The organism is Streptomyces sannanensis (assembly GCF_039536205.1).
Lineage (GTDB): Bacteria > Actinomycetota > Actinomycetes > Streptomycetales > Streptomycetaceae > Streptomyces > Streptomyces sannanensis.
Map to the genome: position 1 here is coordinate 5,730,566 of NZ_BAAAYL010000001.1, position 19,593 is coordinate 5,750,158.

The 19,593-nt window shown below is 68.1% G+C and carries 17 protein-coding genes and 4 pseudogenes; 15 read left to right on the forward strand and 6 right to left on the reverse strand.

The genetic code is table 11. The annotated features are described in order from the left end of the window. Positions 1-16 precede the first annotated feature (16 nt). The gene (locus ABD858_RS26830) at positions 17-1,015 is read left to right on the forward strand and encodes a TIGR03842 family LLM class F420-dependent oxidoreductase (protein ID WP_345042151.1); all 999 of its coding nucleotides are present in this window, start codon (positions 17-19) and stop codon (positions 1,013-1,015) included. 98 nt (positions 1,016-1,113) lie between these two features. Continuing rightward, positions 1,114-2,649 (forward strand): NCS1 family nucleobase:cation symporter-1, encoded by a 1,536-nt coding sequence (locus tag ABD858_RS26835; RefSeq protein ID WP_345042154.1) that lies wholly within the window; start codon positions 1,114-1,116, stop codon positions 2,647-2,649. 236 nt (positions 2,650-2,885) lie between these two features. On the opposite strand, the pseudogene ABD858_RS36890 reads toward ABD858_RS26835, so the two are convergent. After that, positions 2,886-3,143: pseudogene (locus ABD858_RS36890) on the reverse strand (transposase); the annotation flags it as partial. Positions 3,144-3,910: 767 nt separating this feature from the next. Here ABD858_RS36890 and ABD858_RS26850 point away from each other — a divergent pair. From ABD858_RS26850 to ABD858_RS26870, 5 genes and pseudogenes are all read left to right on the forward strand, one after another. Then, on the forward strand, positions 3,911-6,121 hold the full coding sequence (locus ABD858_RS26850; RefSeq protein ID WP_425586350.1) for a M4 family metallopeptidase: 2,211 nt from the start codon (positions 3,911-3,913) through the stop codon (positions 6,119-6,121). Positions 6,122-6,723: 602 nt separating this feature from the next. After that, entirely contained in the window at positions 6,724-8,016 is a 1,293-nt protein-coding gene (gene ltrA / locus ABD858_RS26855; protein ID WP_345035340.1) for a group II intron reverse transcriptase/maturase, read from the forward strand. Between the two features lie 349 nt (positions 8,017-8,365). Further along, a protein-coding gene (locus tag ABD858_RS26860) for an IS3 family transposase (protein ID WP_345042158.1) occupies positions 8,366-9,588 on the forward strand; the annotation gives its coding sequence in 2 pieces (ribosomal slippage) (positions 8,366-8,618 and positions 8,618-9,588; 1,224 coding nt in all). 369 nt (positions 9,589-9,957) lie between these two features. Continuing rightward, a complete protein-coding gene (locus tag ABD858_RS26865; protein ID WP_425586351.1) occupies positions 9,958-12,177 on the forward strand; it encodes a M4 family metallopeptidase in 2,220 nt (739 codons plus the stop codon). Positions 12,178-12,188: 11 nt separating this feature from the next. Then, a pseudogene (locus ABD858_RS26870) lies at positions 12,189-12,328 on the forward strand (RNA-guided endonuclease TnpB family protein); the annotation flags it as partial. A gap of 35 nt (positions 12,329-12,363) precedes the next feature. Here the strand turns inward: ABD858_RS26870 and ABD858_RS26875 are convergent. Further along, complete coding sequence (locus ABD858_RS26875) at positions 12,364-12,933, reverse strand: hypothetical protein (protein WP_345042163.1); 570 nt, start codon at positions 12,931-12,933, stop codon at positions 12,364-12,366. Positions 12,934-13,061: 128 nt separating this feature from the next. Between ABD858_RS26875 and ABD858_RS26880 the strand changes: the two genes are divergently transcribed. Beyond that, positions 13,062-13,658: an SMI1/KNR4 family protein gene (locus ABD858_RS26880; protein ID WP_345042165.1), complete on the forward strand. Its 597-nt coding sequence runs from the start codon at positions 13,062-13,064 to the stop codon at positions 13,656-13,658. A gap of 68 nt (positions 13,659-13,726) precedes the next feature. Here the strand turns inward: ABD858_RS26880 and ABD858_RS26885 are convergent. After that, positions 13,727-13,896 (reverse strand): annotated as a pseudogene (locus ABD858_RS26885) (sigma factor-like helix-turn-helix DNA-binding protein); the annotation flags it as partial. 95 nt (positions 13,897-13,991) lie between these two features. Here ABD858_RS26885 and ABD858_RS26890 point away from each other — a divergent pair. The 5 genes and pseudogenes from ABD858_RS26890 (at position 13,992) to ABD858_RS26910 (ending at position 16,844) form a co-directional block, all read left to right on the forward strand. Further along, positions 13,992-14,192: a hypothetical protein gene (locus tag ABD858_RS26890; RefSeq protein ID WP_345042167.1), complete on the forward strand. Its 201-nt coding sequence runs from the start codon at positions 13,992-13,994 to the stop codon at positions 14,190-14,192. Between the two features lie 103 nt (positions 14,193-14,295). After that, positions 14,296-14,610 carry a PIN domain-containing protein gene (locus tag ABD858_RS26895; RefSeq protein ID WP_345042170.1) on the forward strand — a complete coding sequence of 105 codons (315 nt, stop codon included), beginning with the start codon at positions 14,296-14,298 and terminating at the stop codon, positions 14,608-14,610. Positions 14,611-14,628: 18 nt separating this feature from the next. Beyond that, on the forward strand, positions 14,629-14,862 hold the full coding sequence (locus tag ABD858_RS26900; RefSeq protein ID WP_345042172.1) for a helix-turn-helix domain-containing protein: 234 nt from the start codon (positions 14,629-14,631) through the stop codon (positions 14,860-14,862). A 44-nt stretch (positions 14,863-14,906) separates the two neighbouring features. Continuing rightward, positions 14,907-15,668 (forward strand): annotated as a pseudogene (locus ABD858_RS26905) (cytosine permease); the annotation flags it as partial. 363 nt (positions 15,669-16,031) lie between these two features. After that, positions 16,032-16,844: a M23 family metallopeptidase gene (locus ABD858_RS26910; RefSeq protein WP_345042174.1), complete on the forward strand. Its 813-nt coding sequence runs from the start codon at positions 16,032-16,034 to the stop codon at positions 16,842-16,844. 7 nt (positions 16,845-16,851) lie between these two features. Here ABD858_RS26910 and ABD858_RS36895 read toward each other — a convergent pair whose 3' ends face one another. Continuing rightward, the gene (locus ABD858_RS36895; protein WP_425586258.1) at positions 16,852-17,214 is read right to left on the reverse strand and encodes a helix-turn-helix domain-containing protein; all 363 of its coding nucleotides are present in this window, start codon (positions 17,212-17,214) and stop codon (positions 16,852-16,854) included. A gap of 516 nt (positions 17,215-17,730) precedes the next feature. On the opposite strand from ABD858_RS36895, the gene ABD858_RS26920 reads away from it, so the two are divergent. Both ABD858_RS26920 and ABD858_RS26925 read left to right on the forward strand, forming a co-directional pair. Then, positions 17,731-18,084 (forward strand): hypothetical protein, encoded by a 354-nt coding sequence (locus ABD858_RS26920; protein ID WP_345042177.1) that lies wholly within the window; start codon positions 17,731-17,733, stop codon positions 18,082-18,084. A gap of 58 nt (positions 18,085-18,142) precedes the next feature. Continuing rightward, positions 18,143-18,274, forward strand: coding sequence for a hypothetical protein (locus tag ABD858_RS26925; protein ID WP_345042179.1), 132 nt, complete (start codon positions 18,143-18,145; stop codon positions 18,272-18,274). A 10-nt stretch (positions 18,275-18,284) separates the two neighbouring features. On the opposite strand, the gene ABD858_RS26930 is transcribed toward ABD858_RS26925, so the two are convergent. Then, positions 18,285-18,464 (reverse strand): hypothetical protein, encoded by a 180-nt coding sequence (locus ABD858_RS26930; RefSeq protein WP_345042181.1) that lies wholly within the window; start codon positions 18,462-18,464, stop codon positions 18,285-18,287. Positions 18,465-18,490: 26 nt separating this feature from the next. Continuing rightward, positions 18,491-19,546 carry a MerR family transcriptional regulator gene (locus ABD858_RS26935; RefSeq protein ID WP_345042183.1) on the reverse strand — a complete coding sequence of 352 codons (1,056 nt, stop codon included), beginning with the start codon at positions 19,544-19,546 and terminating at the stop codon, positions 18,491-18,493. Positions 19,547-19,593: the final 47 nt, after the last annotated feature.

The window sequence follows — 19,593 nt, forward strand, 5'->3', positions numbered from 1 at the left end:
ACCAGGAGGTTCCGTCATGGACTTCGGACTCGTCCTGCAGACCGACCCGCCGGCCTCCGAGGTCGTCGGACTGATGCGCCGCGCCGAGCGCAACGGCTTCGGCTACGGCTGGACCTTCGACTCGGCGGTGCTCTGGCAGGAACCCTTCGTCATCTACAGCCGGATCCTGGAACACACGACGAAGCTGCGCGTCGGCCCCATGGTCACCAACCCCGGCACCCGCACCTGGGAGGTCACCGCCTCCACCTTCGCCACGCTCAACGACATGTACGGCAACCGCACCGTCTGTGGCATCGGCCGCGGCGACTCCGCCATGCGGGTCGCGGGCCGCAAGCCCAACACCCTGACGAGAGTGGGGGAGGCGATCGACACCATCCGGGCCCTCGCCGAGGGCCGGGAAGCCGTCGTGGACGGCACTCCGGTCCGTATCCCCTGGGTCAAGAACGGCAGACTGCCCGTCTGGATGGCCGCCTACGGGCCGAAGGCGCTCGCCCTCGCCGGACAGAAGGCCGACGGCTTCATCCTCCAGCTCGCCGACCCCTATCTCACCGAGTGGATGGTGAAGGCGGTACGGGCCGCGGCGGCGGAAGCCGGCCGCGACCCCGACTCGGTCTACATCTGCGTGGCCGCACCCTCCTACGTCGGCGACGATCTCGCCCACGCCCGCGAACAATGCCGCTGGTTCGGCGGCATGGTCGGCAACCATGTCGCCGACCTGGTCGCGAAGTACGGCGAACACTCCGGCATGGTGCCGGAGGCGCTCACCGCGTACATCAAGGAACGGCACGGCTACGACTACAGTCACCACGGGCGCGCCGACAACCCGTCCACCGACTTCGTCCCGGACGAGATCGTCGACCGGTTCTGCCTGCTCGGCCCCGCCGAGGCACACATCGAGAAACTGCAGGCGCTGCGCGAGCTGGGCGTCGACCAGTTCGCGGTGTACGCGATGCACGACGCGCGAGAGGCGGTCATCGACGCGTACGGAGAGAAGGTCATCCCCGCGCTGCGCTGACCTGCACATCCTCCCCTCCAGCAGTCCCCTCCCCGCCGTCCCGGGGAGGGGTGCCGCACGGCCTCTCCCACCGTCCCCATCAGCGATTGGCCTGCCGTATGTCCGACACCGCCGCCACCTCGGCGTCCTCCACCCAGACCGTCCACGCGGACGGCCGGGTCGAACTTCTCCCCGACGCCTACCCCGCCGACAGCAGCTTCGCCAACGCCGACCTGCGGCCGGTACCGGTCGCCGAACGCCGCTGGACCACCTACAACTTCGCCGCCCTGTGGGTCGGCATGGCCCACAACATCCCTTCCTGGACTCTTGCTTCGGGCCTGGTCGCGCTCGGCATGGACTGGAAGCAGGCGGTCTTCACCATCGCCCTGGCCAACGTCATCGTGCTGTTCCCGATGCTGCTCACCGGCCACGCCGGCCCCAAGTACGGCATACCCTTTCCAGTCCTGGCGCGGGCCTCCTTCGGACTCCGGGGCGCCAACCTGCCCGCGATGGTGCGGGCCGCCGTCGCCTGCTGCTGGTTCGGCATCCAGACCTGGATCGGCGGACAGGGCATCTTCATCCTGCTCGGCAAGATCTTCGGTGGCTGGGCCGAGGCGTCCAGGGTCGCCGGCTACCCCTGGACCCTGTGGGTGTGCTTCGTCGCCTTCTGGGCCCTCGAACTGGCCATCATCTACCGCGGCATGGAGACTCTGCGACGCTTCGAGAACTGGGCCGCGCCCTTCGTGCTCATCGGCGCGGTGGTCCTGCTGATCTGGATGGCCGACAAGGCAGGCGGCTTCGGCCCGCTCCTCGACCAGCCCTCCAAGCTCGGCTGGGGAACCGACTTCTGGCCGGTCTTCTTCCCCTCCCTGATGGGCATGATCGGCTTCTGGGCGACACTGTCGCTGAACATCCCGGACTTCACCCGCTTCGGCCGCGGCCAGCGCGCCCAGGTCTGGGGCCAGACCCTCGGCCTCCCCACCACCATGACCGCCTTTGCCCTCCTGTCGGTCTTGGTCACCTCGGGTTCGCAGGCGGTGTACGGGGCCCCGATCTGGGACCCGGTCGCCCTGGCCGGCAAGACCGACAACGTCTTCGGCCTGCTGTTCGCCCTGGTGACGGTGCTGATCGCGACGATCTCCGTCAACATCGCGGCGAACGTGGTCTCCCCGGCGTACGACCTGTCCCATCTGGCCCCGCGTTTCATCAACTTCCGCAGGGGCGCGCTCATCACGGGTGTGGTCGGGGTCGTCATCTTCCCGTGGAAGCTGACCTCGACGCCCGAGCTGTACATCTTCACCTGGCTGGGCGTGGTCGGCGGCCTGCTCGGTACGGTCGCCGGGATCCTGATCGCGGACTACTGGACCGTGCGCCGGACGGTCCTGGACCTGGCCGACCTGTACCGCCCGGGCGGCCGCTACTGGTACACGTCCGGCTGGAACCTGCGTGCGGTGGCGGCGTTCGTGGTGGGCGGCGTGCTGGCGGTGGGCGGCTCGTACAGTCAGCCGGGCAAGGGCCCCTTCCCGGAGGACGGCCTGATCCCGTTCCTGAAGCCCCTGGCCGACTACGGCTGGGCGGTCGGCCTCGGCTCGTCGCTGCTGTTGTACGTGCTGCTGATGGGGACGACGGGGCGGGATTCGCGCGCTGTGGCCTGACGGCAAGGACGGACAGGACTGCCCCGCCGACCGGTCGGCGGGGCAGTCCCATGGAGGCAGGGCCTGAGGCAGTTGAATCCGCGTGATTCGGCCTGGGCTCGACGCATCTGCCCACTACCGTCCGCTGCCGTGTCGCACGGACCGGGATTCCCGCGAGGTCCGCGAAATCGCCCGGAATCGATTGGCCCGGCCGCCGAAGTGACGGTCGGGCCGATGAGTTGACGGGTAAACGTTGCCGGTCGCGGCACTCGCTCGACCCCGACATCGGTCAACACCCGCTTGCGGGATGTGCCGTTGCGCGAATTGCCGGTCCCGATGCCGGCCTTGTCGCTCTTCTCATAGCCCAGATGCTCACTCATCTCGGCCTCCAAGGCGCCCTCCAGGACCAGCTTGACCAGCCCCTTGAGCAGCCCGTTCTCCCCGACCAGATTCACGTCTTCGGAGCGGGCCCGGGCCACCAGTTGCTCGGCCGGTTCCCTGTCCAGATCGGTCAGTCTCGCCAACTCGGTCCCCGTGGCTCTCGCGGGGGCGCTCGTCCCTGATGCCCATCGGTGATCCTTCCCGGCAGAGGCGACGTCTCATGCCAGACGGGTCACACCGGGGCATAGATAATCTTCAGGACAATCCCGGCGGCGTTTGTACCAGTCGACTCACTCGGCGGTGGCGAGCTCGACGTGTGAGAGCGTCTTCCAGGGTCTCTGCGGTTTGATGACCTCGGTCTTGTACAGGCAATGCCGCGGAGATAACCCGTCCTGCCCCACGTCACGTGGATCAACTTCCCTTGGCAGGGGCCAGCCATTCGGGGGCCAGGTCGTTGACCTCTGCCTCTACCTGTCCGCCACGATCGTCATGCTCCGTATGGTCATCCGGCGCGCCATCCATCTCTACCGCTGGGGCGGCTCCCGACCACCAAAAGGCTCAAGTGACGCCTACTGCAGGGCAGTCCAACGAAAGCCACGGATCGATCAACGACGGATTTCGGTCAAGTTGGCGCCGCGTGCATGACGGGTCCTCGTCAAAGCTGGCACGCTTCTCTCCAGTCGCCGCAGAGCACCCCTGCAAACGCACGCGCACCACACGATGCGGCGATCACGTCGGACACCGTCCGACCCACTCGCACCTCCAGCTCTACCGGGCGGCAACACCCCCGCCTGCCCGGCTGACTCCGGCCGTACACACCCGGCTGCCGCAGAAGGAGTTCCGTGTGACTCGATCCCCCCGAAAGGCTTTCGCCGCGAGCGCGTTGATAGCCGGCGCCGCGATGATCGCGGCCGCGCTGCCGGCCGGTGTCGCCACCGCCGACACCGTGAGCCAGGCCCCGGCCAAGGCCCAGGCCCGCGCCGGCGCACTGTCGGTGCAGTTGTCGCCGTCGCAGCGTGGCGAGTTGCTGGCCGCGGCGAACGCCTCCCGGGCGGTGACCGCCAGGTCGCTGCACCTGGGGTCGCAGGAGGCGCTGATCGTCAAGTCCGTCCTGAAGGACGCGGACGGCAGCCTGCACACCCGCTACGAGCGGACTTTCGCCGGACTGCCGGTCCTGGGCGGCGACCTGGTCGTCCACACCGCCGCGAACGGCTCCGCCAAGGGCGTCACCAAGGCCACCGACGCGACCATCACCGTCGCCTCCACCACCGCCGCCAAGAGCGCCGGCTCCGCGAAGACCTTCGCGCTGGGCCGCGCCAAGGCCAAGGGCGTCGCGAAGGCGACGGCCGGCACCGCCCGTAAGGTCGTCTGGGCCGCGTCCGGCACCCCGACCCTGGCCTGGGAGACGGTGGTCGGCGGCACCCAGGCCGACGGCACCCCTTCCGAGCTGCACGTCATCACCGACGCCAAGACCGGCGCGAAGCTGTTCGAGTTCCAGGGCATCGAGACCGGCGTCGGCAACAGCAAGTACTCCGGCCAGGTCACCATCGGCACCACACCGGCCGACGGCAGCTACTCGATGACCGACGGCACCCGCGGCGGCCACAAGACCTACGACCTCAACGGCGGCAGATCCGGCGGCACGCTGTTCACCGACCCGGACGACACCTGGGGCGACGGCACCACCGGCGACCGGCAGACCGCCGCCGTGGACGCCGCCTACGGCGCCCAGCTCACCTGGGACTACTACAAGGACGTCCACGGCCGCAACGGCATCAAGAACGACGGCGTCGGCGCCTCCACACGCGTTCACTACCGCAACGCCTACGTCAACGCGTTCTGGGACGACCGCTGCTTCTGCATGACCTACGGCGACGGTGCCGGCAACACCAAGCCGCTCACCTCCATCGACATCGGCGCCCACGAGATGACCCACGGCATCACCTCCAGCACCGCGAACCTGATCTACCGCGGCGAGTCCGGCGGCCTCAACGAGGCCACCTCCGACATCATGGCCGCCGCCGTGGAGTTCTGGGCCGACAACGCTTCCGACCCCGGCGACTACCTGGTCGGCGAGAAGGTCGACATCTTCGGCAACGGCACCCCGCTGCGCTACATGGACAAGCCCTCCAAGGACGGAAGGTCCGCCGACGCCTGGTACACCGGTATCGGCTCCATCGACGTCCACTACTCCTCCGGCCCGGCCAACCACTGGTTCTACCTGGCCTCCGAGGGCAGCGGCGCCAAGACCGTGGGCGGCGTGGACTACGACTCCCCGACCTCCGACGGCCTGCCGGTCACCGCGATCGGCCGGGACGCCGCCGCCAAGATCTGGTACAAGGCCCTCACCACCTACATGACCTCGTCCACCGACTACGCCGGTGCCCGCACCGCCACCCTCCAGGCCGCCGCCGACCTGTACGGGCTGGGCAGCGACACCTACATCAACGCCGCCAACGCCTGGGCCGCCATCAACGTCGGCCCGCGCGTCGTCGACGGCATCATGCTGACCAACCCCGGCCCCCAGGCCAGCGCGGTCGACACCGCAGCCGGCCTCCAGATCCAGGCCACCGGCTTCAACCCCGGTGCCCTCACCTACTTCGCCACCGGCCTCCCCGCGGGCCTGACCATCAACCACGTCACCGGCCTCATCACCGGTACCCCCACCACGGTGGGCACCAGCAACGTCACCGTCACCGTCAGAGGCTCCATGCACGGCATCACCAAGACGACCTTCACCTGGCGCGTCGCCAGGGGCATCTTCGAGAACACCACCGACGTGTCGATCCCGGACGCGACGGACGTCCCGGGCCCCCCGGTCTTCTCGGACGTCGACGTCACCGGGCTCTCGGGCCAGGCGCCGAGCGAGCTCAGGGTGGACGTGGACATCAAGCACCCCTACCGCGGTGACCTGGTCATCGACCTGGTCGCCCCCGACGGCACGCTGTACTCGCTGAGGAAGTGGGACTGGCGCGAATCGGCCGTCAACCTGCGCGCCACTTACACGGTGGACGCCACCAGCCAGGTCGCCAACGGCACCTGGAGGCTCCAGGTCCGGGACATGGGATGGCCCGACGGGGGCTACATCGACAGCTGGAGGCTCGTTTTCTAAGCTTGACTATTAACCCCACCAAGATCATTTCTTGGTGGGGTTCGTCGTGTGCGCCCAGCATGGGCGATTGCTTGGGGGTGAAAGTCCCCTGGGGGAAGAGGTGGTGCTAACCCCGAGCCGGAGGCAAGGGCGTCACCGTGAGGTGGGGTCTGGAGGAAGCCCGAGGCGAGACCTGGGTACCGAGGAACACGAACCGTGTATGAGGCGTGCTGGTCGGGTGAGCCTGCATGGCAAGGCGAAGCCCGTCACTGCCAAGAAGGCCAGTGCGTAAACGCGGCGGAGATCCAGGGACAGTGATCGTTCTTACCTGGGGAGATCTGTTCGGGTGTCGGTTGTGCTGAGGTGTCGCCGCGCCGACGGAGTGGGCCGGGAGGCCGACTCTGACCGGGCAGAAGTCAGCAGAGGCCGTAGTACCAGCCGGGATGGCCGTCGCCTGGTGATGGGCTGGGAAGGGCCGAACATCGAGTGGAACGGGTGATGTGGTGGTTGCTCGTGCTGGTCACATGGACCGCGGCAAGTCCGCTTCGGCGGTGCCGACCGGGGAGGGACCGGGGCATTCCGGAAGTGTCCCGGCGGAGCGTAGTGGCCGGTCGGCGCACTCCATGGAGGACGTTCACCGGGAGCGGGAGTCCTCGCTGTGGGAGCGGATGCTCTCCAGGGAGAACCTGCTCGCGGCGCTCAACCGCGTCGAAGTGAACCGGGGTGCACCCGGAGTGGATGGCATGACTACGGCTGAGTTGCGGCCGTGGATCGCAGTGCACTGGCCTGAAGTGAGGGCCGAACTCGACGCGGGCATCTACCGGCCGGCGCCGGTCCGTCAGGTGATCATCCCGAAGCCTGGTGGCGGCGAGCGGATGCTGGGGGTGCCGCGGGTGCTGGACCGCTTGATCCAGCAGGCCATCGCGCAAGTACTCGTGCCCATCTTCGACCCGCAGTTCTCGGGGTCGTCCTTCGGATTCCGTCCCGGCCGGTCCGCCCATCAGGCGGTCCGGGTCGCGCGGCGGGCGATCGAGGACGGCTACCGGTGGGTCGTGGACCTTGATCTGGACCGGTTCTTCGACCGGGTCCAGCATGACGTCCTGATGGCGCGGGTCGCGCGCAAGGTCGCTGACCGCAGGGTCTTGAGACTGGTCCGCAGGTATTTGGAAGCCGGGATCATGGTGGACGGCATCAAGATGCCGAGCGAAGAGGGGACCCCGCAGGGGTCCCCGCTGTCGCCGGTGCTGTCGAACATCATGCTCGACGACCTGGACCGGGAACTGTTCAGGCGCGGTCACCGGTTCGTGCGCTACGCCGACGACGTGCGCGTCTTCGTGCGGAGCGAACGAGCCGCCAGAAGGGTGCTCGCCTCGGTCACGGCCGTGGTCGAGCAGCGGCTGAAACTGATGGTCAACCGGGAGAAGTCGAAGGTGGGCCACGCCCGCTCGGCGGTGCTGCTGGGGTTCGGCTTCTACTTCACCCGGGCCGGGGTCAGGATCCGGGTCGATCCGAAGGCGGTCAAGCGCCTGAAGGACCGGCTGCGGGAGTTGACCTCGCGCCGGTGGAGCATCGCGATGGATGAACGCATCGCGAAGATCAACCGCTTCACCACCGGATGGATGGGCTACTTCCAGCTAGCGGACACCCCGAAGGTGTTCAGGGAGCTGGACGAGTGGTTCCGCCGCAGGATGCGGCAGATCCGCTGGAAGGAATGGAAGCTCCCCAAGGCCCGGTTCAGGAACCTCCGCGAGCTCGGCATCGCCGAGTGGAAGGCCCGCGAATGGGCGGGCAGCGGCAAGGGTTACTGGCGGATCGCGGGATCGGCTGTCCTTCAGCGGGCGATGCCCAACTCTCACTGGGACGACCTCGGCCTGCGCATGCTCAAGCCGACCTGGCAACGGTTGAGATCAGCTTGATGAACCGCCGGATGCGTGGCCCGCATGTCCGGTGGTGTGAGAGGAGGGACGGGCGACCCGTCCCTCCTACTCGATTCGCCCGACAGCTGGGTGGGCCTTTGCGTAATCGTGTCTTCTCGCTGAAGTCGACAACGGGTCTACCCAAAGGCCGTGATGGACAGTCTGCAAACGACGCCGGAGGCTCTGGCCGGGTTGTACGCGTCATTGTCCAGCATTCGCTGCGCGGTGTAGAAGCCCGAGAGCCGAGATCCAGCACGTTCGTTCTGGCCGCCGTACACGGAAGCTGGGGCGCACTTCGGTGAACCGTTCCGGGTTCGGTAGGGACTCGATCATTTGAGAGGAACGAGTCATGGCACGTCCTTCCCAGTACCCGCTTGAGCTGCCCCGTCGTGCGGTGCGGATGGTCGCCGAGGTGCGGCCGGAGTACGACACAGAGTGGGCCGCGATGAAAGCGGTCGCCGCGAGGCTCGGGATCGGCACGACCGAGACGCTGCGCAAGTGGGTGCGGCAGGACGAGATCGACGCCGGGACCCGGCCGGGGACGACCACGGAGGAGTCGGCCGAGCTGAAGCGGGCCAACGAGATCCTCAAGGCTGCGGCGAGTTTCTTCGCGGCCGAGCTCGACCGGCCACACACACGCTCGTAGCGTTCATCGACGAGCACCGGGACCGCTTCGGCGGAGTCGAGCCGATCTGCCGTGTCCTCACCGAACACGACTGCAAGATCGCCCCCTCCACTTACTACGCCCACAAGAAACGCCTCGCAGCGCCTTCGGCCCGCACCGTCCGCGACACCGAGCTGAAGATCCTGATCCAGGAGGCATACGACACCAACTACCGTGTCTACGGCGCGAGGAAGATCTGGCGGCACCTGAACCGCCAGGGCCATGCCGTGGCCCGCTGCACCATCGAACGCCTCATGCGTGAGCTCGGCATCACTGGCGCCGTCCGCGGCAAGAAGGTGATCACCACGATCCCTGACCCCACCGCGCCACGGGCACCGGACCTGGTCGACCGGGACTTCGTCGCCGCGGCCCCCAATCGGTGCTGGGTTGCCGACTCCACCCACGTCGCCACGTTCTCGGGCGTCGTCTACGTCGCCTTCGTCGTGGACACCTTCTCCCGCCGGATCGTTGGCTGGTCCGCCTCGACCACGAAGCAGACCCGGCTCGTCCTGGACGCCCTGGACATGGGGCTGTGGCAACGCGACCGCGACCAACGCCCGCCACTGCCAGGTGAGTTGGCTCATCACTCGGACGCGGGCTCGCAGTACACGTCCTTCACGCTGGCTGAGCACCTGGAGAAGGCCGGCATCGCCGCCTCGATCGGATCGGTCGGCGATGCGTACGACAACGCGCTGATGGAGTCCACAATCGGCCTCTTCAAAACCGAAGTGATCAAGCCGCAGCGGCCCTGGCGATCCCTCGCCCAGGTCGAGCTGGCCACCGCCGAATGGACCGACTGGTACAACCACACCCGGCTCCACGGTGAGATAGGGCACATCCCACCCGCCGAATACGAAGCCAACCACTACCGGGGCACCACGAAAGCCCAGGTCACAACCAACATCTGAGATCTCTACCGAACCCGGAACGGTTCACAAGTGACGCCTATTGCAGGGCAGTCCAACGAAAGCCACGGATCGATCAATGACGGATTTCGGTCAAGTTGGCGCCGCGTGCATGACGGGTCCTCGTCAAAGCTGGCACGCTTCTGTCCAGTCGCCGCAGAGCACCCCTGCAAACGCACGCGCACCACACGATGCGGCGATCACGTCGGACACCGTCCGACCCACTCGCACCTCCAGCTCTACCGGGCGGCAACACCCCCGCCTGCCCGGCTGACTCCGGCCGTACACACCCGGCTGCCGCAGAAGGAGTTCCGTGTGACTCGATCCCCCCGAAAGGCTTTCGCCGCGAGCGCGTTGATAGCCGGCGCCGCGATGATCGCGGCCGCGCTGCCGGCCGGTGTCGCCACCGCCGACACCGTGAGCCAGGCCCCGGCCAAGGCCCAGGCCCGCGCCGGCGCACTGTCGGTGCAGTTGTCGCCGTCAGAGCGTGGCGAGTTGCTGGCCGCGGCGAACGCGTCCCGGGCGGTGACCGCCAGGTCGCTGCACCTGGGGTCGCAGGAGGCGCTGATCGTCAAGTCCGTCCTGAAGGACGCGGACGGCAGCCTGCACACCCGCTACGAGCGGACTTTCGCCGGACTGCCGGTCCTGGGCGGCGACCTGGTCGTCCACACCGCCGCGAACGGCTCCGCCAAGGGCGTCACCAAGGCCACCGACGCGACCATCACCGTCGCCTCCACCACCGCCGCCAAGAGCGCCGGCTCCGCGAAGACCTTCGCGCTGGGCCGCGCCAAGGCCAAGGGCGTCGCGAAGGCGACGGCCGGCACCGCCCGTAAGGTCGTCTGGGCCGCGTCCGGCACCCCGACCCTGGCCTGGGAGACGGTGGTCGGCGGCACCCAGGCCGACGGCACCCCTTCCGAGCTGCACGTCATCACCGACGCCAAGACCGGCGCGAAGCTGTTCGAGTTCCAGGGCATCGAGACCGGCGTCGGCAACAGCAAGTACTCCGGCCAGGTCACCATCGGCACCACACCGGCCGACGGCAGCTACTCGATGACCGACGGCACCCGCGGCGGCCACAAGACCTACGACCTCAACGGCGGTAACGGCACCGGTACCGGCACGCTGTTCACCGACCCGGACGACACCTGGGGCGACGGCACCACCGGCGACCGGCAGACCGCCGCAGTGGACGCCGCCTACGGCGCCCAGCTCACCTGGGACTACTACAAGGACGTCCACGGCCGCAACGGCATCAAGGACGACGGCGTCGGCGCCTACACACGCGTCCATTACGGGACCAACTACGTCAACGCGTTCTGGGACGACCGCTGCTTCTGCATGACCTACGGCGACGGCGCGGCCAACGCCAAGCCGCTCACCGCCATCGACATCGCCGCTCACGAGATGACCCACGGCGTCACCTCCAACACCGCGGGCCTGATCTACCGCGGTGAGTCCGGCGGCCTCAACGAGGCCACCTCCGACATCATGGCCGCCGCCGTGGAGTTCTGGGCCGACAACGCTTCCGACCCCGGCGACTACCTCAACGGCGACAAGATCGACATCCGCGGCAACGGCACCCCGCTGCGCTACATGGACAAGCCCTCCAAGGACGGAAGGTCCGCCGACGCCTGGTACACCGGTATCGACTCCATCGACGTCCACTACTCCTCCGGCCCGGCCAACCACTGGTTCTACCTTGCCTCCGAGGGCAGCGGCGCCAAGACCGTGGGCGGCGTGGACTACGACTCCCCGACCTCCGACGGCCTGCCGGTCACCGCGATCGGCCGGGACGCCGCCGCCAAGATCTGGTACAAGGCCCTCACCACCTATATGACCTCGTCCACCGACTACGCCGGTGCCCGCACCGCCACCCTCCAGGCCGCCGCCGACCTGTACGGGCTGGGCAGCGACACCTACATCAACGCCGCCAACGCCTGGGCCGCCGTCAATGTCGGCCCGCGCGTCGTCGACGGCATCCTGCTGACCAACCCCGGCCCCCAGACCAGCGCGGTCGACACCGCCGCCGGCTTCCAGATCCAGGCCACCGGCTTCAACCCCGGTCGCCTCAGGTACTTCGCCACAGGCCTCCCCGCGGGCATGACCATCAACCGCCACACCGGCCTCATCACCGGCACCCCCACCACGCTGGGCACCAGCGAGGTCACCGTCACCGTCAGAGGCTCCAGGCACAGCCTCACCTCGACGACGTTCACCTGGTACGTCGCCAGGGGCATCGTCGAGAACACCACCGACGTGTCGATCCCGGACGGGGGCGCGGGTGTCCCGGGCCCCCAGGTCTTCTCGGACGTCGACGTCACCGGGCTCTCGGGCCAGGCGCCGAGCGACCTCAGGGTGGACGTGGACATCAAGCACACCTACCGCGGTGACCTGGTCATCGACCTGGTCGCCCCCGACGGCACGGTGTACCCGCTGAGGAAGTGGAACTGGCGCGACTCGGGCGCCAACCTGCGCGCCACTTACACGGTGGACGCCTCCAGCCAGGTCGCCAACGGCACCTGGAGGCTCCGGGTCCAGGACCAGGAGCGCCGCGACACGGGCTACATCGACAGCTGGAGGCTCGTCTTCTAAGCTTGACGTGTACCTACACCTGCACCACGTGCGAAGCGGTGTCCCCAGGGACAAGAACTCCGCCCGCGTGATGCTCGTCCGGGCTGGTCTGGACCCCGCTGGTGCCGACGGCGGAAGACCTCCGGGAGCGCCGCTCCCGGAGGCAGCGTGAGCCAGGAATCCCCTCCCCTTCAGGGAGGGGAGCAGTCAAGAACCCCCGCTGAGCGCCATCCAGAGGACGCCCGCGGCTGAGGTCGCCGCGCAGAGAGCGAGGGCGGTGTCGGCGTAGGGGGAGCATGTCCAGTGGGTTTGGGTGTGGAGGTCGGCAGTTGGTGGGTGGGGAGTGTTCAGCCAGGTGGTTATGGTGTGGGCCGCTTCCTCGCTGGTGCCCTTGATGCGGTCGACGAGTGAGCCGCCGAACGCGAACGACGGGATGCGCTTGTCGTCGTGGTGGAGGTGCAGCTCCAGGGTGCCGTGGTCGTCCACCTCGGCTCGGGCGAGGGCGGACCGTGGGATGGTGTGGGTGCGCAGGGGATTGATGACGACCAGTGTGGCCTCGTGCAGGACGACCTTGCAGGTGACGATTCGGCCCAGGATTGCTGCCAGGGCCAAGTAGACGGGGATTCCCTGCCAGCCCATGCGGAAGCCGTTCACCGAGGTGACCTTCCAGACGGCCGACAGCATTCCGATGCCGAGGGCCGTGACGGCTATTCCGCAGAGGACGGGCCAGGAACGGCGGCGAAGTACGGTTCGACCTTGTGGTGATGGCTTCGTCATCGCTCCCTTCCATTCCTGGCCCTTCGGCGGCGCCTCAGGTTCTCATGGTCGCGTTCGGCGGTGGGCGCTCAGCAGGCATTGTCGGCGGCCAGCAGCCGATGTCATACCTCATGGCTATGGTCCGTGCTATGACCGGTAATCAGATACGGGCCGAACAGGCCCTCGTCGCCTGGGCGCGGATCGAGATGTGGTTAAAGGAACATGCGCCCCGCACCTTCCAGCGGTTGCCCGCGCCCGCGACGGAGGGCGAGCTCCGCTCGCTGGAACAGGGTCTCGATTTGACGGTCCCGGCCGATGTGCGCGCCTTCTACCTGGTGCGCAATGGCACTGGGCCAGTCTTGGATTTCGACTGGCCCACATCCCGCGATGCCCCCGAGCCGACCGGGTACTTCCTGCCCGATGGTGAGGGGGTCGGCCCCTTGGAGAACCTGGGAGCGTGGTTCGAGGGCCCGGTCGCGGCCGCGCGCCTGGACGACGAGCCCGGGCAGCGGTACCTGCCGATCACTACCATCGACCCGGACGGCTTCTACGGCAGCTTTGTCGACTGCACCCCCGGCCAGGGGTATGGGCTGCTCGGCGACTACGCCGAGGCCGAAATTCCGAACCCGGGGGAGGCGACGTTTGCCGCCTACCTGACCGCGGTCGCCAACGCGCTGTGCGAGGGGCGGGGCTTCGGGGACGACGCCGCGCCGCGCGTGATCGACGGGCGCCTCGACTGGCGGTAGGCGGGTTACCGCCCCGCCGACGGCGGCGGGGCGCGGGCCGCCCGTCGTCCACAGTCAGGGCGTCTAGCCTAGTCGAGGTAGCCCCTGAGCCGGTCGGCGAAGGAGTGGTCCCGCAGCTTGTTGAGGGTACTCGATCTGGCGGATGCGTTCGCGCGTTCACGCCGAAGATCCGTCCGATCTCCTCCAGGGTGCGGGGCCGGCCGTAGGTCAGGCCGTAGCGGAGCTGGACCCCCTTGCGTCGGCCCCTCACCGGGACAGAGACAGGGCGTGATCACACCCCGCAATAACCAATTTGTTATCATTGTGGCGCACGCCACTGCAGAGGAGGACTCCATGGCCACGATCACCATCGAGATCGACGACGACCGCCTCACCGAGGTGAAGCAGCTCCTGCACACCGAGGACGACAGCGAGACCCTCTCCCGGGCCGTCGAAATCGCGGTCGGCGCGATCTACCAGCGCCGGGCCGCCCGGCGTCGGCTCAGCGAGCTTGCCCACGAAGGCGGGGCCTTCGGCGAGGCGCCGACAGCGTGAGCGAGTCCTTCCTCATCGACACGAGCGCCTGCAACCGCCTCTTCCGCCTACCGCGCGTGGAGCGAGAGTGGACCCAGGTCCTCGACGCCGGACGCGTCAGCGTATGCGAGGTGACCGAACTCGAACTGGTGCGGGCGGCCGGAGGCCGGGAAAACGCGCCCTCCTCGAGCGCTACCTCCACGACGCCTTCAGCTGGACCCCAGCACCGGAACGCACTCTCCTGCGCGCCCGCCAGATCCAGGACCTCCTGGTCGCCTCAGGACAACACCACGGCCCAGGAGCGGTGGACCTGATGGTCGCGGCAACCGCGGAACTCTCCGACCTGACCATCCTGCACTACGACGCCGACTTCGAAACGATCGCCAAGGCCACCGGACAGCCGCACCGATGGATCGCCCCGCGCGGTTCGGTGGACTGAGGCCCCACGGAGGCAGTCATGCACGCCGAAACCCAACTGCGCACCAACCCCGAAGACGTCGCCCCCTTCCTCCGGCAGCTCCGCGAAGCCCGCGGCCTCAGCCAACGCGCCCTGGCCGCCCGGCTCGGAGTCAGTCAGGCCCGCGTGGCCCGCCTCGAAAGCGGCACCAACAGTCCCCAGCTGGACACCCTCGCCGCCTACGTCGCCGCCCTCGGCGGCACCCTCTCTCTGCATGCAAACTTCGACACCTGACGCGCGACAGATGGCGTAACTGTTGGGGTAGTGCCTGGTTGTCCTGGGCGACACTGTCGCTGAACATCCCGGACTTCACCCGCTTCGGCCGCGGCCGGCACGCCCAGGTGTGGGGCCAGACCCTCGGCCTCCCCACCACCATGACCGCCTTTGCCCTCCTGTCGGTCTTGGTCACCTCGGGTTCGCAGGCGGTGTACGGGGCCCCGATCTGGGACCCGGTCGCACTGGCCGGCAAGACCGACAACGTCTTCGGCCTGCTGTTCGCCCTGGTGACGGTGCTGATCGCGACGATCTCCGTCAACATCGCGGCGAACGTGGTCTCCCCGGCGTGCGACCTGGCGCACCTGGCCCCACGGTTCATCAACTTCCGCACGGGCGCGCTGATCACGGGTGTGGTCGGCGTCGTCATCCCCTGGAAGCTCACCTCGACGCCGGAGCTGTACATCTTCACCTGGCTGGGCGTGGTCGGCGGCCTGCTCGGCACGGTCGCGGGGATCCTGATCGCCGACTACTGGATCGTACGGAGGACGGCCCTGGACCTGGTCGACCTGTACCGCCCGGGTGGCCGCTACTGGTACACGTCCGGCTGGAACCTGCGCGCGGTGGCGGCGTTCGTGGTAGGTGGAGTGCTGGCGGTGGGCGGCTCGTACAGCCAGCCGGGCAAGGGCCCGTTCCCGACGGACGGCCTGATCCCGTTCCTGAAGCCCCTGGCCGACTACGGATGGGCGGTCGGCCTCGGCTCGTCGCTGCTGTTGTACGTGCTGCTGATGGGGAGCATGGTGCGGGATTCGCGCGCCGTCGGCTGACCGGTACCGCGGTCCTGCCGGTGCGGCGGGCAGGGTCAGACGTGCCGGGCACGCCGCAGGCCTTCCGCGAGGACGGCTGCTCGGGTGTGCGTGGCCGGGGTGCGAGGCGCGCAGTTCGGACAGCAGCGAACCGGTCGCCGAGCGGCAGCATGGCGACACCATCGTCGCTCCACGCCTGCCACGCCTGGCTGGGCCGGGGGTGGGCGGATGCGAGCCACCGTGGTTGCGGGGACCGGTGGCATCGGCGTGCTCCGAGGATCTTTCCCGAGGGGGCTGTCGTGGACACATCACGATGCGGCATTCTGGGCCCGTCCGCGTATGCGGACATCAATCCTCCACACGCTTCGTAGTTCGGAGAGAGCATTGCGATCGATACGCATTGCCCTGCTGGGCCTCATGGCCCTCGTGGGCGGCCTGCTCATGGCGACGCCCGCGCAGGCGGCGCCCCTCTTCAAAGCCCCCTTCGCCTGTGGCCAGACATGGACGTACAGTCACCACTCGACCGAGGTCCGGGAGGCGCTGGACTTCGTCCGCAGTGACGGCGGCACCACCAACGGCTCGCCCGTGCTCGCCTCAGCCGCCGGAACCGCCACCCAGCACTATCAGGCGAGCGGCGCCGGCAACTACATCAAGATCGACCATGGCGGCGGCTGGCAGACGTACTACTTCCACCTGAGCGCCTTCTCCGTCGCCAGCGGCGCGTATGTCAGCCAGGGGCAGCAGATCGGCACCACCGGCAGCACCGGCAACAGCTCCGGCGCGCACATCCACTACGAGCAGCTCTACAACGGCGTCGGCCAGAAGATCAAGATCAACGGAACCTCGCTCGCCTACCCCAGTTCGTACGGCAGCTACCACCTGACCAGCGACAACGGCTGCGGCACCAGCAAGTACTGGGTCGACACCTTCGCCAACGCCACGGGCTACGCGCAGCCGAACACCAACGACCCGCAGGGTGTGCTGAACGCGGGAACCAACTACGTGTACTGCAAGGTGTGGGGCCAGGAGATCCGCGGCGCGAACGGCACCTACAACCACTGGTGGCTGAAGACAGACCTCGACACCACCTACGCGGGCAAGAACGGGCGTGGAGCGTACGTCTCCGCGTACTACTTGTCGCGCTGGGGCAACGACGAAGCGCGTGACAACAACGGCAGCGTGATCCCGAACTGCTGACGCGGCATCACCGAATGTGCCGGGCCCGGCCGCTCCACTCGTGAGCGACCGGGTCCGGTGCGCGGGGCGTCAGCCCTCGCCGCCGTCCTCCTCGTCGTCCTCGTACGGCGGGATGCGCTTCCAACCGGCCCGTGAATGGGTACAAGTTGATGGCAGCGCGAACCGCGGCGAGCCGCCGGTGACCTGGGCCTGCGAACAGGTCGACGTGCGTGTCCGGGTGCCCCGTCAGGTCGGCGAGGTTCCTCACCCTCAGTGCCTCGGCGATGCGCAGTATCATTTCGAGGCCTGGCGCTTGCAGTTGGCCGTTCTCGACGCGCTTCACCCACGATGGGGACATCCCGACGAATCCGGCGAGGAACTGGCGGGTCATGCCGCGGCGTTCGCGGAGGAATACATGCGCTGGCCGAACGCGATCGGTTCGGCGTACGGGTCCGGGGTAGCATCGGGAGACAGAACGGCCCTGCCTCTCTCCTCGCAGCTCGACACTGTCAGGTTATGTCTTGAGGCCCTCTGTGGGTGGGGCTCATGATGACTCCTCGATCGGTCGATTTTGGGATGGCTCCGCTGTGGCAGGCGATCCGGGTGGTACGCCCCGCGTTTGTGTACGCGGCCGCTACCTTGGCACTCCCATTCAGCACACCATGGGGAACACCACGAAAGCCTTCCGGGCCATCCTTGCCCTCCTTCCTGGAGCACTCGCGATCGGCGGTTTCGTCCCCTTCACCAAGCGGCTCGACCCGGTCGATCTCACCATTGCCGCACTCCTCCCCTTGGGTGCGCGGGCCAGCTGGGGCAGCGCGATACTCGCGACGGCGAAGACAACACGGACACGGTTTGTCGGCAGCCACGTTCACCAGGTACACCAGCGTGGAGGAAGCGGCCCAAGATGACTGATCCCCAATCCGGGACCGCCGGGCACACCAGCCAGGGGCCCGAACCGGCCCGCCGCTCGCGCTTCGGCGTCATCTTCTCGGCTGTGGCCCTGGCCGTCAGCGTTGTCGGATACTCGGCCACCGAGATCCTCAACAACAGCACCGCCCCGGCGCGGCCGCCCAGCCCGTACGCGCCGCAGGAGCCCCTGGACTGCGACCCTCCCAAGAACGATCCTGTCTCGTGCGGCGCGTACGACATGACATGCGAAGAGAAGGCCGACTATTACCGGCGCTTGAACGCTGCCAAGACGGGCACCTCGTACGCCCTGCAGTGTGACACCTTCGAAGCAACACGGGAGAACCAATGACCGGCACCACCTGGTCCGCAACAGTGTGAGCCCGCATCGAGGCGTGATTGCGGGAGGCATGGCGCAGCCATGGCTTGTGCTGTATGTACTGCTGATGGGCAGGACGGTGCGGGACCGGTGCGCGGTCGGCTGGAAGCGCGAGTCGGCAGATCCGCTCCGCCGGCCGGCCTGCGGAGCGGATCTGCCCTGAACGACAGGAGTCACGCGGTCATGTCCTCGCGGGCCGGCCGGTGCCTCGGCAGACCGAATCCGGCCATCCTCTTCTCCTCGTAGGAGAGGAAACCGAGTTCCCGGTAGAAGGCGTGACTCCTCTTCCCCTCCGGCGTCGACTCATGGTCCATGGACAGCAGGAAGAAGCGGCAGTGCGCGTACCGCTCCACACCGATCTCCTTGTCGTGCGTGCGTATCAGCCGAGCTCCAGCACATCGGCCACCACACAGCTGACGTTGTCCGGACCGCCGGAGCGGTTGGCCAGGGTGATGAGTTCGCGGACCGCCTGCTCGGGGTCGGTGATCGTGGAGAGCACCCGGCAGACCTCCTCCGTCGGCACGACCGTGGACAGGCCGTCGGAGCAGAGCAGATAGCGGTCGCCGGGGCGGACGTCGTGCAGGCGCATCTCGGGAGTGACGTCGGTGCCGGCCGCCAGGGCGCGTATCAGCAGTGATCGCTGGGGATGCGAGACGGCTTCCTCCGGGGTGAGACGTCCCTCGTCGACCATCGACTGCACCAGCGTGTGGTCGTGCGTGATCTGGAAGAGCTCACCGTCGCGCAGGAGATGGGCGCGTGAGTCGCCGATGTGGACGAGGGCCAGCCGGTCTCCGGTCCACAGCATCGCGGTGAGCGTCGTACCCGATTCCGCGTGGTCGCGCACGGCATGCCGGGCCTGGTCGACGGCGTCCTCGAGGACGTTGAGGAGACTGCCCGCCGGGATGCTCTCCGTGTCGAGGCGCTTGAGGACGGCGATGGCAGCCGCGCTGGCGGGAGCTCCGCCGGTTCCGAAGCCGTCGGCCACGGCGAGCAGCCGGGGTCCGGCGTAGGCGGCGTCCTGGTTGCTCTCGCGGACCAGGCCGGTGTCGGACAGTGCGGCGTAGCGGATGGTCAGGGGCGTACTGTGTACAGACATCTCATGGTCCTTCCAGGACAGTTGGTCCACGAGGAAGGCGGTCAGGTCCCGTCGTGCGGCGGTGTCGGCCTCGACCTCGCTCCAGAACGCGCGGATCTCCTGGGACGCCGCCGCGGCCTCCAGCTCGCACACCTTCCGGATACGGGCCAGAGGCATGCCGATCCGACGGAGCCAGGCCACCAGCCGCGCCCGGTCCAGTTGTTCCGGGGCGTAGAAGCGATAGCCGGTCACCGGGTCGACGCGGACGGGAGTCAGCAGTCCGAGCTCGTCGTAGAGACGCAGCGCCTTCGGTGAAAGTCGTGACGCCTTCGCGAAAGCACCGATGGTCAGCAATCCCATGCCCGTTCCTCCTCGTGCCGAGCACTTTCGCCCGGCACCACGATGCT

Excerpts from the sequence above, each read along its gene's own strand:
- ltrA (WP_345035340.1), top strand. The coding sequence starts at position 6,724 with ATGGAGGACGTTCACCGGGAGCGGGAGTCCTCGCTGTGGGAGCGGATG.
- ABD858_RS26850 (WP_425586350.1), top strand. The coding sequence starts at position 3,911 with ATGATCGCGGCCGCGCTGCCGGCCGGTGTCGCCACCGCCGACACCGTG.
- ABD858_RS26830 (WP_345042151.1), top strand. The coding sequence starts at position 17 with ATGGACTTCGGACTCGTCCTGCAGACCGACCCGCCGGCCTCCGAGGTC.
- ABD858_RS26895 (WP_345042170.1), top strand. The coding sequence starts at position 14,296 with ATGCGAGGTGACCGAACTCGAACTGGTGCGGGCGGCCGGAGGCCGGGA.
- ABD858_RS26865 (WP_425586351.1), top strand. The coding sequence starts at position 9,958 with ATGATCGCGGCCGCGCTGCCGGCCGGTGTCGCCACCGCCGACACCGTG.
- ABD858_RS26925 (WP_345042179.1), top strand. The coding sequence starts at position 18,143 with ATGGCGCAGCCATGGCTTGTGCTGTATGTACTGCTGATGGGCAGGACG.
- ABD858_RS26835 (WP_345042154.1), top strand. The coding sequence starts at position 1,114 with ATGTCCGACACCGCCGCCACCTCGGCGTCCTCCACCCAGACCGTCCAC.
- ABD858_RS36895 (WP_425586258.1), bottom strand. The coding sequence starts at position 17,214 with ATGACCCGCCAGTTCCTCGCCGGATTCGTCGGGATGTCCCCATCGTGG.
- ABD858_RS26880 (WP_345042165.1), top strand. The coding sequence starts at position 13,062 with ATGACCGGTAATCAGATACGGGCCGAACAGGCCCTCGTCGCCTGGGCG.
- ABD858_RS26935 (WP_345042183.1), bottom strand. The coding sequence starts at position 19,546 with ATGGGATTGCTGACCATCGGTGCTTTCGCGAAGGCGTCACGACTTTCA.
- ABD858_RS26875 (WP_345042163.1), bottom strand. The coding sequence starts at position 12,933 with ATGACGAAGCCATCACCACAAGGTCGAACCGTACTTCGCCGCCGTTCC.
- ABD858_RS26900 (WP_345042172.1), top strand. The coding sequence starts at position 14,629 with ATGCACGCCGAAACCCAACTGCGCACCAACCCCGAAGACGTCGCCCCC.
- ABD858_RS26920 (WP_345042177.1), top strand. The coding sequence starts at position 17,731 with ATGACTGATCCCCAATCCGGGACCGCCGGGCACACCAGCCAGGGGCCC.
- ABD858_RS26890 (WP_345042167.1), top strand. The coding sequence starts at position 13,992 with ATGGCCACGATCACCATCGAGATCGACGACGACCGCCTCACCGAGGTG.